The following is a 12,940-nucleotide window of genomic DNA, read 5'->3' on the forward strand; positions in this document are numbered from 1 at the left end:
AAAGCCCCTCGGAATCAACTTCACGAGCTTCGGAAAGGGCGATCGAATGGGTGTCAGTCTGAGCAAGGGTGGAAACGTTTCGTTGACGAAGCAGGCCCCGAACCTCACCGCGGTTCTCGTCGGCCTGGGTTGGGACATCCGGACAACCACCGGCACCGACTTCGACCTCGACGCCAGCGCGCTGGCCACCGGCGAGACCAAGAAGGTGCTGTCCGACAGCCACTTCGTGTTCTTCAACAACCTGCGCTCGCCGGAGGGCTCGATCGAGCACACCGGTGACAACAAGACCGGCGAGGGCGAGGGCGACGACGAGGTCATCAAGGTCGACCTGGCCGGGACCCCGCCCACCATCACCAACATCTTCTTCCCGGTGTCGATCCACGAAGCCGACTCGCGCGGCCAGTCCTTCGGCCAGGTGCAGAACGCCTACATCCGGGTCGTCGACCAGGCCAACGGTTCCGAGCTGGCCCGCTACGACCTGTCCGAGGACGCCTCCACCGAGACCGCGATGGTGTTCGGCGAGCTGTACCGGGCCGGCGACGAGTGGAAGTTCCGTGCCATCGGCCAGGGCTACGCCTCGGGGCTCGCGGGCATCGCGCGCGATTACGGAGTGAACGTTTAGTCTTACCCGGGTAATGCCCGGGCGATTTGCACACTTCGTCTGAACTCCGAGGGGAACGGTCCTACCAGCGTGGTCGTACGCATTTTCGGTATCTCAATCGTCGTCACCGTGATTTCGCTGGTAGTGGCGTACCTCTATGGAGGCGTCGAGGCGCTGATCCTCTGCGCGATCCTGGGCATCTTCGAGGTCTCGCTGTCCTTCGACAACGCCGTCATCAACGCGACGGTGTTGCGAAGGATGAGCGAGTTCTGGCAGAAGATGTTCCTGACGATCGGCATCCTGATCGCCGTCTTCGGCATGCGCTTGGTGTTCCCACTGGCGGTCGTGTGGATCACCGCCGGGCTGAACCCGGTCAAGGCGCTCGACGTCGCGCTCAACCCGCCGGCCGACGGCGGCGAGTTCTTCCCCGACGGCTCACCGAGTTACGAGACGGCGCTGACCGCCGCGCACCCGCAGATCGCCTCGTTCGGCGGCATGTTCCTGATGATGCTGTTCCTCAACTTCATCTTCTCGCAACGTGAGATCACCTGGCTGTCCTGGCTGGAGCGGCCCCTCGGCAGGGCGGGCAAGCTCGATCAGCTCGCCGTGGTCGTCGCCAGTATCTCGCTGATCGTGGCGGCCGAGTTCCTGACCGACGAGGCGAACCGCTCCACCGTGCTGCTGGCGGGCCTGCTGGGCATCGTCACCTACATCGCGGTGGACGGTCTGGGGTCGATGTTCGAAGTCGACGAGGACGACATCGACGAGGCGGCGGCGTCCAGTGGCGGCGGCCCGTCACAGCTGGCGGTCGTCACCGGCAAGGCCGGGTTCTTCCTGTTCCTCTACCTCGAGGTGCTCGACGCGTCGTTCTCGTTCGACGGCGTCATCGGGGCGTTCGCGATCACGTCCGACCCGATCATCATCGCCCTGGGTCTCGGCTTCATCGGTGCGATGTTCGTCCGGTCGATCACGATCTTCCTGGTACGCAAGGGAACTCTGGACGACTACGTGTACCTGGAGCACGGCGCGCACTGGGCCATCGGCGCGCTCGCGGTGATCCTGCTGGTCTCGCTCAAGTGGCACGTCAACGAGATCATCACCGGCCTGATCGGCGTCGTGCTGATCGCCGCCGCGTTCATCTCCAGCCTCGTGCGCAACAAGCGATTGGCACCAGAGGCCGACGCTGAAGTCGAGAAGTCAACTCCTGTCAGTTAGTTCGGAAGGCGGTTCACCCATGGCCATCGACTACACGAAGAGGCCGAGCGCGTCGACCCCGCCGCAGGCCCCGCCGGTGAACCTCTCGAAGATCAGCCTGACCAAGGACGCCCCGCGGATCAGCCTGTCCAAAGACGGTGCGCAGCAGGGCGTGATGCGCGTCAATCTGAACTGGAGTGCGAACGCCCAGGGCGTCGACCTGGATCTCGGATGCCTCTACGAGCTGTCCGACGGAAGTAAGAGCGTCATCCAGGCCCTCGGCAACCGCTACGGGTCGGAGAACTCGCCGCCGTTCATCCTGCTCGACGGCGACGACCGCTCGGGCTCGAACACCGGCGGCGAGAACATGCGCATCAATCTCGCTCAGCCCGAACGGTTCCGGCGGATCCTGATCTTCGCGATGATCTACTCCGGTGCCGCCAACTGGGCCGCGGTCGACGGCGTCGTCACGATGTACCCGACGGTGGGAGCACCCATCGAGGTGCGCCTGGACTCCGCGGTCGAAGGCGCGCGGATCTGCGCGATCGCCCAGGTGTACTACGCCGAGGGCGGCGTCCACGTCAGCCGCGAGGTCCGCTACATCAACGGCAGCCAGCGCGACCTCGACGCCGCCTACGGGTGGGGCATGCAGTGGACGACGGGCAGCAAGGACTAGCGCATCTGCTGCTGACTCGCCAACTGCTGCGAGATCACCCCGTTCAGATGCGTCAGGCCGACTGACGTCAGTCCGTACAGCTGCCCCTCGATGGTGCGCACGATCGCCGAGTCGCTGAGCACCTTCTCGCTGGACTGGACGAGAATCGTTCCGGCGCCGGTGAAGTCGAACTGCCGCTCCTCGCCGCTGTTGACGCCGAACCGCGCCGCACCGGCGGCCATCATGCTGCTGACCCAGCCGTGGTCGTAGTGGTGACTCGGAGCGGGGCAGTCGGCCCACCCGACCAGCGCCTCGGGATCCACCCGCGCCGGCGGCTCGATGAAGATGACCGGACCGTTCGACGACGCGAGGAACTTGCCCGTCCCGAGCAGCGTGACGAATCCCGGCACGATCGACTGATTCATCGCCAGCCCCGGCTCGAACGCGAGCAGGTTCGCCGCCCGGATCGTGAGGTTGCCGTCGTCGAGATCGTAGGCGTTGATGTCGTAACCGCGGTCGCCGATGATCAGCTTGCCCTGCCCCTCGGCCACCGCATAGTCACCGAAATACATTGGCGCGGAGAACTGTTGGGCCACCATGTGCAGCAGGCCGCCGTGGAGGCCGTGCGTCAGGGCGCGAAACTCCATCTGGCCGTAATACGCGATCATCGCGCCCTTGCGGATGAACCACGGTGTGACCAGGTTGATGTTGAACGCGTAGTGGTTGTCCGGGATGTTGTCGTCGTCCGGCAGGGTCATGGGGTTCAGTGGCTGAGTCACAGTTTCTCCTCCGAGGCCTGCACGAACACGGTTCCCTGTCCGACACAGTTCAATTGCATCGCTTCGCCCGCTCCGCGTCCGACGGCGTCACGCCAACTGCCTGCGGTCTTCAGTTCGGTCTGCACGTTGCCGTAGACCCCGACGAAGGCCTGCGGGTCGACGACGACGGGGTTTGCTCCACCGACCTGCAACTCAATCACGCCGCCGTGCGCTAGGAGTACGGCGCTGCCCTGCCCGGCCAGTTGGGTGGTGAACAGGCCCTGACCGGTCAGCGCCGCGGACGCCGCGCCGCGCAGCATTCCCTTGAGTCCACCTCCCCCGCCGCCGCCGCTTCCGCCACTGCTGCTGGTCACCGACACCACCGAACTCTGCAGTCCGGCGGTGTTGGCAAGCAGGCGAGACGCTTCCACGCGGAGCGTCCCGCCCCCGGAGACCTCGACGACGTGAACCTCGAGACCGGCGTATCCGTAGTGCACCTCGCCGTTGCCCTGCGCGATCATGGTGCGCTCGTGCTCGCCCTGCATCATGCGGCCCGCCATGCCCATGAGGCCGCCCATGCCGCCCATCTGCGCTGCACCGGGGACCTGATGCGGCGCGAACGAGACCTGGCCGGTGTAGAAGAGCATCGCGCCGGTGCGTGCGATCACGCCTCCGGCCTGACCGACGTTGACCTTGACGACCTTCGAATTGACCTTCGTGAACATTGTTGTCCGCCTAGCGCTCTGCCGGCTGTATCGAGACGAGGCCGGTGCCGTCCCACCGCAGCGAGAAGGCTTCACCGCTGCCCTGGCCGACGGCCGTGCGCCACGACACGTCGGTGATGAAGCTCTGCTGCATGTTCCCCTTCGCGCAGACGAAGGCGTCCGGATCGACGACCAACGGGTACTGCGGCGACACCTCGAGATGGATGAGCGGACCGCCCGCGGACAACAGCGCAACCTGGCCCTGCCCGGAGACGACGGTGGTGAACAGGCCCTGCCCCGACGACGCTCCCCGGAGCCCGGCGAAGGTCACGTTGGTCTGGAGGTTGCCCGCCATGGCGAGCAGCTGCCGGGACTCCACCTTGAGTTGCTCGTTGTTCACGTCGATGATCGTCACGTGCTGGGCGTTCACCGCGAGCAGGACCCGCCCGGTCCCCTGGCACTCCATGAGCGACAACGCTTCACCCGTCGCGCGTTGCTTGAGCCCGGCCATGATGCCCGAGCCGCCACCGAACCCCGCCGACTTGAACGTGATGTTGCCCTCGTAGGCAACCATCGAACCGGTCAGGGCTTTGATGGACGTGTTGTTCAGGTGAGCTTCGATCACCTTGCTGGATGTCTGATAGAGCTGCGCCATTCGACCTCCCCACGCTTCGTCAGCGATGACGATAACCGAATGCGGCTCTCCAGTCGCAGGAAACTTCCAGACGTCAAGATCACAAGTTTCCTCCAAGCGCCCGGCCGCATGATTCGGGTGCTCAGCCGACCGGCTGACGCTGAACGCACGAAAGGACACGACCATGGCCGCCCACAACGAGCGGAACCGACGCATCCTCGCGCCGCTGGGCCTCGCCGCCCTCGCCGCACTCACCGTGGTGGGCTGCTCGGCACCGGACACCGAACCCGTTGCCACCACCACCGTCACCGTCACGCCGACGGTGGCGCCGACGCAGAACGCGCCCACCGCAACGGCACCCGCGCCGAACACGACGATCACCGTGGCCCCGCCTGCGACGGTGACGGTCCCGCCGCCTGCGCCGCCGAAGCCCGTCGTCAACGAGATCGCGGGTCCGTTCCAGTCGCCTTCGGGCAACATCCGCTGCTCGATGTACACGTCGACCGACGGCCTCGCCACGGCCATCTGCGCGGTCGCCGACCACGACTGGCTGGCCCCCAAGCCCGAGAACTGCGGCGCGAACTGGGGCAGCCGGATCGACCTCGAAGCCGGCTCGGCCGCGCGCTTCGGGTGCTACGGCCAGGAGATGCCGCCGGCCACCCACACGCTCGAGTACGGCCAGATCCAGGTTCTCGGCTCGATCAGCTGCAGCAGCGAGTCCGCGGGAATCCGGTGCACCGACAACGATTCCGGGCACTACTTCTCCGTGTCGCGGGAGAAGTACCTGATCGGCTGAACGACAATCGCGCCATGAGATTTCAGCTGATCGCGCTGCTGGGTGCCGCCGCCGTCGCCACCGCGGCGTGCGGCACCTCCGACACGCCCACCGCGACCGAGACCCGAACCGTCACCGCCACAACGACTTCCACGACGTCGACACCCGCCGTGACGTCGATGCCCGCCGCCGCGGGCACCGCCTGCGACGAACTGAAGGGCGCCGTCGCCGACGGGACGTGCACCGTGCACGAGGAGGCGGGCGACTACACCATCGACATGGCGTTCCCCGCCGACTATCCCGACCAAGCGTCGATGGTCGACGTGCTGACCCGGCAACGCGACGGTTTCCTCGACCTCATCTCCGACCGTCCCGGCCCGCCCAATCCGTACGCGCTCGACATCACCGGCAAGGACTACCGATCCGGCGACGCCGAGTCGGGCACCGTCAGCGTCGTCTTCGAGGAGTACGTCAACGTCGGTGGCGCCCACCCGACGACCAACTACGACGCGCTGACCTACAACCTCGCACAGCAGACGCCGATCACCGTCGACACCCTGTTCAAGCCCGGCAGCGATCCGACGGCCACCCTGGACCCGATCGTGCAGGACGATTTCCGGCAACTGCTCGACGGCGCCGACATCGGACCCAATCCGATCGGACTGGACATGTACCGGGCCTTCGCACTGACCGACGACGCCGTCGTCTTCTTCTTCGGCCAGGGGGTGTGGGCGTTCTCAGCCGCCGGTCCGCGCGAGGTGTCCGTCCCGCGAGCCGACCTCGAATCGATCCTCGCCTGATCCCGCGTCGGCGACCTTCCGGGGCGTCGCTCGCCGGGGAAAAATCGCAGGTGTCGAGGACGGCTCGCGTTGCGGAGGTCGGCCGTCGCAACCGATTCCGTCGCACTCCCGGCCGGCCGCCCGATCGAATCCACTCCCGTACCTGGCAAAAATGCCATTTGTGCAGGTGTAGCAGTTTTTCTAAGAGTCGTTCACATCCTGGTTTCCTCGACGAAATCCGTAGTACCGTGCCTCTCACCACCTGGTCTCACCGCCATCTAGGAGGCGCCATGACCGATATGGGAACACTGCGCTGCTACCGGCCGGATCCGTCCAGACTCGGGCAATCCGAAACGTGGCGACACGCATCCGCATCCGCGACCGTGACGCCGAATTCGATCGTCGTCACCATCGCGGGCGAGCTCGACGCGAGCAATGCGCACGACCTGGCCCGCTACGTCGAACAGCACAGCGCCGCGACCGACGACCTGTACGTCGACCTTCGCGATGTCACGTTCTGCTCGACCGCCGGGGTGGCGGTCCTACGTCGCATCGAACACCAGTACGCGCAACGCGGTTCGCGGTGGCGGCTGCTCTCCAGCCCCGCGGTGCGCAAGGTGCTGCGGGTGTGCGGCGCGCAGAACCTGCCGCAGCTCGAGACGCTGGACTCCGCGCCGGAGCCGTCGCTCGTCTGACCGCGACGAGCGTGCGCGAACTCGCGGCTCGGCTCGGCGTGTCGGGGGTACAGACACGCACGTTCGCGGGAGGACGTGGCTAGTCGGAGCCGTACTCCAGCGCCGGGTCCGTCTCCGAGCCGCGGCTGCTCGTGATCGTCAGCTGATCGGGCCGTACCTGATAGCGCGCGCCGTCGGCGGGATTGATCGCGTCGAAGCCGCCGCCCGCGGGCACGGCGTTGGCAAGCTGCAGCTGGGCGCCGTCGCGCAGCCGCTCGCCGCGGTAGTAGTAGCTGCCCGAACCCTGGTCGCAGATGATCGCCAGCGAGTTGGCCGTTCGGATCGCCGCGGCCGGGGTGCTGCCCTCGTCGCACCGCGCCGAGTGACCGGTGAAGCCCTGCGAATCCATCCCCGAGACGCCGGCCAACCCGCTGCCGCTCGGCGCTGAGCTGGACGTGGTCGTCGACGGCGTCGTCGTCGCGGTGGTCGTGGACGGGGTGGTCGATGTCGTCGTCGTCTCCTCGGACGCCGACGGGGACGGCGCGGGTGCCTCGCTCGACTGCGCGGGCGGCGGGGCCAGCGTCGTGCGCGCCTCGGTGCTCTGCCCGCCGCCGCTGGACACCACCACCGTGGCCAGCACGGCCGCGAGCGCGAACATCCCGAGCGTCGCGACGAGCAGCGCCACCTGCGTCCTGCTGAATCGCGCCTTCCTGACCGGCGCCGACGGTGCCACCGGGTACGGCGTGTACGCGGGCGCCGGGAACTGCCGGGTCTGCGGCGGCATCGGCCGGGACGGCGGAGCGGCGGGCGCAGCGCGACCGGTCATCGCGGCTGCGGCGGCCCTGGCCAAGTCGCCGGCCGAGGCGTACCGCTCGTCGGGGTTCTTGGCCATGCCCCTGGCGATGACCTCGTCGAACGCGGGGTTGATCGCCGGGCGCATCGCGCTGGGCCGGGGTGGGGGCGAGAACATGTGCGCGCTCATCACCTGGCGGAGATCGCCGGCCTCGAACGGCGCCCGGCCGGTCAGGCACTCGTAGAGCAGGCACGTCAGCGAGTAGACGTCCGAGGCCGGCCCACCCGCCTTGCCGCTCAGCCGCTCGGTGGCCATGTAGGCGCACGACCCGATGATCAGCCCGGTTTTCGTCACCGTGGCCTCGCCGCCGCCGTAGGCGATGCCGAAGTCGACCAGGTAGGCGAAGTCCTCGGGCGTGAGCAGCACGTTCTCGGGCTTGATGTCGCGGTGCACCAGCCCGGCCGCGTGCGCCGCATCCAGCGCGGACGCGACCTGCGTGATGATCGAGACCGCCCGTGCCGCCGGCAGCACGCCGTTGGCCCGCAGCTCCTCCTTGACACTGGCGCCCTCGACCAGGCGCATGTCGATGTAGAGCACGCCGTCGATCTCGCCGAAATCGTGCACGGGGATGACGTGCGGTTCGTGCAGCCGCGCCGCGATCCGCGACTCGCGCTTGAACCGATCCCGATAGCTGGGGTCGGCGGCGACGTCGGTGCGCAGCAGCTTCAGCGCCACAGTCCGTTCGCGCACGGTGTCGAAGGCGCGGTACACCTCACCCATGCCACCGATGCCGATGACGGACTGCAGCTCGTAGTTCCCGAACCTCGTGCCGAGACGCGAGCCGACACCCGGGGAGCCCATCTGCGTTCCTTCCGATCACTTCTACGCGTGGCATGCTGACGTCGCAGGTCGCCATGTCGTCGTCGACGGTATTCCCGCATGTAGGTGCGCTTAACCCGCTCCCCGAAGCGGGTAACCTGCGACGACACCGAAGTCGAAGCAGCACAAGCCAATTGCTCGCATGCCACCTTACACGTCGCACCTGCGTCGGTCCGGTCGTGACGCCCGTCACGGCAATCCACCGCGCGGGCGTCACGCCACACCTACGGTGAGCACATGACCGCCATCGAAGCCTCCCACCCGCCGGACGCGGTGATGCGCGTCCTCAACACCCTGCTGCGCAGCGTCGCCGGAGTACCGGTCCTCGGCTCGACGTTCAAGGACTTCATGGTCCTGAAGTTCACCGGCCGCAAATCCGGCAAGGCGTTCGCCGTCCCCGTTAGTGCCCATCACCTCGACGGCGACCTCTACGCGATGATGTCAGCCGGCTGGAAGTACAACTTCACCGACGGACTGGCCGTCGACGTCGTGCACGCGGGTAAGACCACGCCGATGACGGGCCGGCTCATCAAGGACCCCGCCACGGTCGCCGACATCGCGTTTCGGGTGGCATCCGGCTACGGCGCCAAGAAGGCGCAGCGCGCCATGGGGTTCACCTTCGGCGACGGCGCCCTGCCGACGCTCGCCGACTGGGTCGACGCCGTGCAGCGGCTCGACGTGTCGGCGATCGTGTTCAGCGCGCGCTGAACGCGGGATACGGCCTGTCGTCGCGATCGGGCAGCAGCGGGCTGACGGCGACCCCGACGACGAACGCCGTCAGGTGACCGAACTCGGTGAACGTCGGCCGCACGGCGGCGTTGACCACCAGACCGGAGGTCGCGACGACTTGCGACCTGACGCGCCAACGCCTTTCGACGTAGCCGGATAGCGCGCCCGCCACACCCAGGACGAAGTAGCTCACCCCGACGTCGCGCGCGTTGGTCAGCTTCGTCGGCACCGTGCCCTTGCGGATCGACCGGGCGAGCAGACTCTGCGACGCGTAGGTCGCCACCACGTGTGCCGTCGAGCCGATCGCGAGCCAGCGCCACCAGCCGAGCCGTCGCTCCGCGGGCGCGACGACACCGGTGAACAGCGGGACATACGGCCACCAGACGCGGTCGTCCAGCCAGAACAGGCTCGAGACGAGCACCCGCGACGGCTCGCGATCCAGCCGCCGCAGGTTGGTGGAGTGCCTGCGCTGCAGCTGTCGCGCGCCGCGCTCCCCGGCCCGCTGCTGGCGACGCGTCGTCACGAACAGGATCGCGAGCCACGCGAGGCTCAGCGGGGCGACCTTCACGAGTTTCTCCGGGCAACCCGAGCCGGTGCCCCCACGCGCCGAACGTTGGTTACCGCCACGCCGAATCGCGGTTTCGCGTGGCGGTAACCAACGTTCGGCGGGGAAGGAACGGGCAGCATCAGCGGGGCGACCGTCATGATGCGACCCGACGCAGCCGGGCGTTGATCGTGGCCAGCACGCTCCAGCCCACCAGCGTGCCGAGGGCGATCGAGAAGATGGCCGCGACCGTCGTGCCGAGCGCCATGACGCCGCCCTGGCCGGCCGCCGTCTCGCTGAGCGACTCGAAGCTCAACGCGCCGGGTACCAGCGCCCAGAACGCCGCCAGCATCATGACGATCGCCGGCGGCGACGTCTTGATCCGCGCCCCGAGCATCGCGAACGGCACCACCAGAAACGCGCCGAGCGCACCGGCGTGCACCGGCGACATGAACAGCCCGCCCACCTTCTGACCGATCAACGCGACGCCGACCGCGAGCATCAGCCACAGCAGTGATCCCTTCGGCGCCGACAGGTAGATGTACAGCCCGACCGACACCACGATCACCGCGACGTACAGCGACCAGCTGCCCATCTGGGCCGACGGCTGAACCGGCTCGAGATCCGCGTCACCGAGGTGCACGCCCAGCCCGACGCCGAAGACGAGCAGCATCAGTTGCGTCACACCGTAGATCAGCCGGGTGGCGCCGCTGATGATCTGCGCGCTCGCCAGCTCCATCGCGGCGATCGTCAGCGCCAGCCCCGGTAACACCGCCACCAGCGGCGGGCTCACGACCCGCAGCAGCCCGTCGTTGGCCGCATCCGCGACGAACCAGCTCGCCAGCAGCGTGACCACCGCCGCGGCCAGCACCGGCAACACCGCGTTCAGCGTGGGGAACGGCCTGCCCAGCATGACGATCGCGCCGACGACCGCCCCGAGGAACACGTAGCCCCACAGCGACGCCCACGTCGGGTTGATCACCATGCCGAAGCCGACGGTCGTGATCGTGTAGCCGATCACCGTGATGACGGGACCGAACCGCGGCGGCGTCGTCCGCGCCTCGGCCGCTTCCCGCGCCGCGTCGGCCGGGGTGATCGCCCCGACCTCGGCGAGCTCGGCGACCGCGTCGATCCGACTGGCGAGGTTCAGCTGCGTCGTCTGCTGAATGACGGTTTCGACCTCGTAGGCCACCGAGCCCACCTGCACCACCAGCGCCGTCGGCAACACCACGACGCGGACCTGTTGCTGCGTGTAGTTCGCGGCGATCGCCTGCAGCCGCGCCGCGACCAGATGCGTCGGCTGCTCGCACTCGATCAGCGCGATGCCCACCTCGCGCAGCATCGCCGCGACCTCGGCGTCGTCGTCGTGGGCCCCCGACGTCAGCGCCTGCGGGACCTCCTTGCGGATCGACTGCAGGAACCGCGCGCGCCGGCTCGTCACGCGCTCGGCGGTGTCAGCACGGTGTACAGCACCTGAATCACGCCCTCCTCGATCAGCGCGACGTCGAGCCCGGCCATCGCCTGCTGCCCGTCGGGGCCGACGAGCCGCCAGGCGAGGTACCCGAATCCCTGCAGCGCGTGCACCGGGCCGACGGCCTCGAACTGCAGCGGTCCCAGGCCGTCCTGCAGGGCAACGCATTTCGCGTCGAGCGCTTCCCGGCCGACGGTCTCGCCCTCCGCGTCGATCCAGCGGACGTCGGCGGCGTAGGTGCGGTCGATCGCGGCGCGGCGCAGGGCCTCGTCACGCTCGTTGAAGACCTCGAGAAGGTTGGCGTGCATCAGGTGCTCAGTGGAGGTGGACACCCCATCACTCTCGCATCCCTCTGACATGCTGGAGACGTGAACACCCTCGACGACCTCGTCGCCGAGTGGAATCTCACGGTGGACGGTCCGGAGCTGAGCCCGCGCGCCCGGACCGTCCGCAGCGATGGCGCGCCTGCCGTCCTGATGGTGGGCGCCGACGAACACGCTCACCTGGTGCTGCGTCGGTGGAACGGCGGCGGTGCGGTACGCCTGCTGCGAGCGGACCCCCACCGTCGCGCACTGCTGCTCGAGCGAGCCCGCCCGGAAAGTCTGCACGCCCTCGACGACGCCGCCGCGTGTGAGGTGGTCGCGGCACTGTACCCACGGCTACACGTTCCCGCGATGCCGCAGTTGCCCTCGCTGACAACACTTCTCGCTCAGTGGGCCGCGGACTTCGCAGAGTTGCCCCGCAGCGCGCCGATCCCGCACCGCCTGGTGGAGCAGGCCGTCACGCTGTGCCGCGACCTGGGCGCCGAACCCGCCGGCCACGTTCTGCACGGCGATCTGCACTTCGCCAACGTGCTCGCCGCCGACCGCGAGCCGTGGCTGGCCATCGCACCGACACCGGTCAACGGCGACCCGGCCTTCGAGATCGCTCCCATGCTCTGGAACCGCTGGGACGAGGTGGCCGACAGCGTCCGCTGGGGAGTACAGCGTCGCTTCTTCGCGCTCGTCGACGCGGCGGGGTTCGACGAGGATCGCAGCCGCGGTTGGGTGATCATCCGGGTGGTCCGCGCCGCTGTCGACGCGTTATCGGCCGGGCCCGCCGACCTGACGCGGTTCGTCACGCTGGCGAAAGCCGTGCAGGACTAGCGACGAGCGACGCAGTACCGCCGGGTGGACGGCAGGAAGGCCAGGACCGCGGTCGCCAGCGGAACGCCGACGGACAGCAGGACCGTGAACGCCGCGAACCAGCCGCCCGTTCCGGAGAAGAGCGAGAAGTCCTCGTCGAAGTGCGATGACAGTGCGGTGAGGAAGAGCTGCACGAGGATCACGGGCACCGCGGTGACGACGATGCTGATGAAGCACCCCAGCGCGATCAGCCACCGCGAGAACAGCTTTCGGACCAGCAGCAGAACCGCACCCACCAGTAGCGCGACGGCGCTGACGGCGCTGCCGACGCCCATGGCGATCAGGAACGTGTGCAGCCAGGCGAGCTCACCGAGGTCACCGAGGTAGAGGTCGCCCTGGTCGGTCTGGTTCGCGACCGACGTGGTGATACTCGCCATGAGGACGTAGACGACGGCCTGGAAGCCCTGGTACAGGCCGAGCAGGATCGCCAGCACACCGGCGATGATCGCCGTGGCGATGCTCGGCGCGGGCGCAGGCGACTGGTACGGGTAGCCAACGGGTGCATGGTGATTCGGAGGACCCTGCCAGGGTTTGCGGTGCCGGGTACTGCGGCGGCGCCACCGGCT

The 12,940-nt window shown here is 68.1% G+C and carries 16 protein-coding genes; 8 read left to right on the top strand and 8 right to left on the bottom strand.

Annotation, left to right across the window (positions count from 1 at the left end; translation table 11 throughout):
• Window positions 1-46 precede the first annotated feature (46 nt).
• The 3 genes from NM203_RS18190 to NM203_RS18200 all read left to right on the top strand — a co-directional run bounded on the left by NM203_RS18190 (window position 47) and on the right by NM203_RS18200 (window position 2,471).
• Window positions 47-622 carry a TerD family protein gene (locus tag NM203_RS18190; RefSeq protein ID WP_255061459.1) on the top strand — a complete coding sequence of 192 codons (576 nt, stop codon included), beginning with the start codon at window positions 47-49 and terminating at the stop codon, window positions 620-622.
• Between the two features lie 69 nt (window positions 623-691).
• The gene (locus tag NM203_RS18195; RefSeq protein ID WP_255061460.1) at window positions 692-1,816 is read left to right on the top strand and encodes a DUF475 domain-containing protein; all 1,125 of its coding nucleotides are present in this window, start codon (window positions 692-694) and stop codon (window positions 1,814-1,816) included.
• Window positions 1,817-1,835: 19 nt separating this feature from the next.
• Window positions 1,836-2,471: a TerD family protein gene (locus NM203_RS18200; protein WP_255061461.1), complete on the top strand. Its 636-nt coding sequence runs from the start codon at window positions 1,836-1,838 to the stop codon at window positions 2,469-2,471.
• On the opposite strand, the gene NM203_RS18205 is transcribed toward NM203_RS18200, so the two are convergent.
• Genes NM203_RS18205 through NM203_RS18215 form a run of 3 tightly spaced genes read right to left on the bottom strand, consistent with a single transcriptional unit; the run spans window position 2,468 to window position 4,567 of the window.
• Entirely contained in the window at window positions 2,468-3,229 is a 762-nt protein-coding gene (locus NM203_RS18205) for an AIM24 family protein (protein ID WP_255061462.1), read from the bottom strand. The genes NM203_RS18200 and NM203_RS18205 overlap by 4 nt on opposite strands.
• The gene (locus NM203_RS18210; protein ID WP_255061463.1) at window positions 3,226-3,933 is read right to left on the bottom strand and encodes an AIM24 family protein; all 708 of its coding nucleotides are present in this window, start codon (window positions 3,931-3,933) and stop codon (window positions 3,226-3,228) included. Before NM203_RS18210 ends, NM203_RS18205 begins: the two co-directional genes overlap by 4 nt.
• A gap of 10 nt (window positions 3,934-3,943) precedes the next feature.
• Window positions 3,944-4,567, bottom strand: coding sequence for an AIM24 family protein (locus NM203_RS18215; protein ID WP_255061464.1), 624 nt, complete (start codon window positions 4,565-4,567; stop codon window positions 3,944-3,946).
• 163 nt (window positions 4,568-4,730) lie between these two features.
• On the opposite strand from NM203_RS18215, the gene NM203_RS18220 reads away from it, so the two are divergent.
• The 3 genes from NM203_RS18220 (at window position 4,731) to NM203_RS18230 (ending at window position 6,795) form a co-directional block, all read left to right on the top strand.
• Window positions 4,731-5,342, top strand: a complete 612-nt coding sequence (locus tag NM203_RS18220) for a DUF6636 domain-containing protein (RefSeq protein ID WP_255061466.1) — start codon at window positions 4,731-4,733, stop codon at window positions 5,340-5,342.
• A 14-nt stretch (window positions 5,343-5,356) separates the two neighbouring features.
• Window positions 5,357-6,121 (top strand): esterase, encoded by a 765-nt coding sequence (locus NM203_RS18225; protein ID WP_255061467.1) that lies wholly within the window; start codon window positions 5,357-5,359, stop codon window positions 6,119-6,121.
• 269 nt (window positions 6,122-6,390) lie between these two features.
• A complete protein-coding gene (locus tag NM203_RS18230) occupies window positions 6,391-6,795 on the top strand; it encodes an STAS domain-containing protein (RefSeq protein ID WP_255061468.1) in 405 nt (134 codons plus the stop codon).
• 79 nt (window positions 6,796-6,874) lie between these two features.
• On the opposite strand, the gene NM203_RS18235 is transcribed toward NM203_RS18230, so the two are convergent.
• A complete protein-coding gene (locus tag NM203_RS18235) occupies window positions 6,875-8,428 on the bottom strand; it encodes a serine/threonine-protein kinase (RefSeq protein ID WP_255061469.1) in 1,554 nt (517 codons plus the stop codon).
• Between the two features lie 255 nt (window positions 8,429-8,683).
• Between NM203_RS18235 and NM203_RS18240 the strand changes: the two genes are divergently transcribed.
• A complete protein-coding gene (locus tag NM203_RS18240) occupies window positions 8,684-9,154 on the top strand; it encodes a PNPOx family protein (RefSeq protein WP_255061470.1) in 471 nt (156 codons plus the stop codon).
• Here the strand turns inward: NM203_RS18240 and NM203_RS18245 are convergent.
• The 3 genes from NM203_RS18245 to NM203_RS18255 all read right to left on the bottom strand — a co-directional run bounded on the left by NM203_RS18245 (window position 9,141) and on the right by NM203_RS18255 (window position 11,522).
• Window positions 9,141-9,743: a rhomboid-like protein gene (locus NM203_RS18245; RefSeq protein ID WP_255061471.1), complete on the bottom strand. Its 603-nt coding sequence runs from the start codon at window positions 9,741-9,743 to the stop codon at window positions 9,141-9,143. The two genes, NM203_RS18240 and NM203_RS18245, sit on opposite strands and share 14 nt — an antisense overlap.
• A gap of 133 nt (window positions 9,744-9,876) precedes the next feature.
• Entirely contained in the window at window positions 9,877-11,160 is a 1,284-nt protein-coding gene (locus NM203_RS18250; RefSeq protein ID WP_255061472.1) for a threonine/serine exporter family protein, read from the bottom strand.
• On the bottom strand, window positions 11,157-11,522 hold the full coding sequence (locus tag NM203_RS18255; protein WP_255061473.1) for a nuclear transport factor 2 family protein: 366 nt from the start codon (window positions 11,520-11,522) through the stop codon (window positions 11,157-11,159). Before NM203_RS18255 ends, NM203_RS18250 begins: the two co-directional genes overlap by 4 nt.
• Window positions 11,523-11,558: 36 nt before the next feature.
• Between NM203_RS18255 and NM203_RS18260 the strand changes: the two genes are divergently transcribed.
• A complete protein-coding gene (locus tag NM203_RS18260; protein WP_255061474.1) occupies window positions 11,559-12,335 on the top strand; it encodes an aminoglycoside phosphotransferase family protein in 777 nt (258 codons plus the stop codon).
• On the opposite strand, the gene NM203_RS18265 is transcribed toward NM203_RS18260, so the two are convergent.
• The gene (locus NM203_RS18265; RefSeq protein WP_255061475.1) at window positions 12,332-12,808 is read right to left on the bottom strand and encodes a hypothetical protein; all 477 of its coding nucleotides are present in this window, start codon (window positions 12,806-12,808) and stop codon (window positions 12,332-12,334) included. The genes NM203_RS18260 and NM203_RS18265 overlap by 4 nt on opposite strands.
• Window positions 12,809-12,940: the final 132 nt, after the last annotated feature.

The organism is Mycolicibacterium arenosum, assembly GCF_024320865.1.
Taxonomy (GTDB): Bacteria; Actinomycetota; Actinomycetes; order Mycobacteriales; family Mycobacteriaceae; genus Mycobacterium; species Mycobacterium arenosum.

Bases quoted from the DNA above. Each gene is read 5' to 3' on its own strand.
- NM203_RS18190 (WP_255061459.1), top strand. From the start codon at position 47: ATGGGTGTCAGTCTGAGCAAGGGTGGAAACGTTTCGTTGACGAAGCAG.
- NM203_RS18200 (WP_255061461.1), top strand. From the start codon at position 1,836: ATGGCCATCGACTACACGAAGAGGCCGAGCGCGTCGACCCCGCCGCAG.
- NM203_RS18210 (WP_255061463.1), bottom strand. From the start codon at position 3,933: ATGTTCACGAAGGTCAATTCGAAGGTCGTCAAGGTCAACGTCGGTCAG.
- NM203_RS18215 (WP_255061464.1), bottom strand. From the start codon at position 4,567: ATGGCGCAGCTCTATCAGACATCCAGCAAGGTGATCGAAGCTCACCTG.
- NM203_RS18220 (WP_255061466.1), top strand. From the start codon at position 4,731: ATGGCCGCCCACAACGAGCGGAACCGACGCATCCTCGCGCCGCTGGGC.
- NM203_RS18225 (WP_255061467.1), top strand. From the start codon at position 5,357: ATGAGATTTCAGCTGATCGCGCTGCTGGGTGCCGCCGCCGTCGCCACC.
- NM203_RS18230 (WP_255061468.1), top strand. From the start codon at position 6,391: ATGACCGATATGGGAACACTGCGCTGCTACCGGCCGGATCCGTCCAGA.
- NM203_RS18235 (WP_255061469.1), bottom strand. From the start codon at position 8,428: ATGGGCTCCCCGGGTGTCGGCTCGCGTCTCGGCACGAGGTTCGGGAAC.
- NM203_RS18240 (WP_255061470.1), top strand. From the start codon at position 8,684: ATGACCGCCATCGAAGCCTCCCACCCGCCGGACGCGGTGATGCGCGTC.